The following is a 568-nucleotide window of genomic DNA, read 5'->3' as shown; positions in this document are numbered from 1 at the left end:
AGACCGACGGTCGGGTGCAGCGGCCGCCGGTGATCGACTACAAGCTGGTCGATGTGCCGGATCTTGGCTACTTCAGTACCGACCGTCCGTATCCGCGTGGCGAGTTGTTGCTCAAGTCCGAGGCGATGTTCCCCGGTTACTATCGGCGGCCCGAGGTCACCGCCGAGGTGTTCGACGACGACGGCTACTACCGGACCGGCGACATCGTCGCCGAGTTGGGTGCTGACCGGTTGGAGTATGTGGACCGGCGCAACAATGTGCTCAAGCTGTCTCAGGGCGAGTTCGTCACGGTGGCGAAGCTGGAGGCGGTGTTCGGTGACAGCCCGCTGGTGCGCCAGATTTTCGTCTACGGCAACAGTGCGCGGTCGTATCTGCTGGCGGTGATCGTGCCCACCCCCGAGGCGCTGGCACGCTGGTCCGAAGACGAACTCAAACCGCTGATCAGCGAATCGCTGCAGGAGGTCGCGAAGGCCGCGAACCTGCAGTCCTATGAGATTCCGCGCGACTTCATCATCGAGACAACACCGTTCACGCTGGAGAACGGGCTGTTGACCGGTATCCGCAAGCT

Annotated in this window: 1 pseudogene; it reads left to right on the top strand. The window is 62.7% G+C overall.

Annotation, left to right across the window (positions count from 1 at the left end):
* Positions 1-568, top strand: a pseudogene (locus tag A5724_RS17790) (AMP-binding protein); the annotation flags it as partial.

The organism is Mycobacterium sp. ACS1612 (assembly GCF_001667505.1).
Classification (GTDB): domain Bacteria; phylum Actinomycetota; class Actinomycetes; order Mycobacteriales; family Mycobacteriaceae; genus Mycobacterium.
This window is presented reverse-complemented; position numbering and strand designations above follow the sequence as displayed.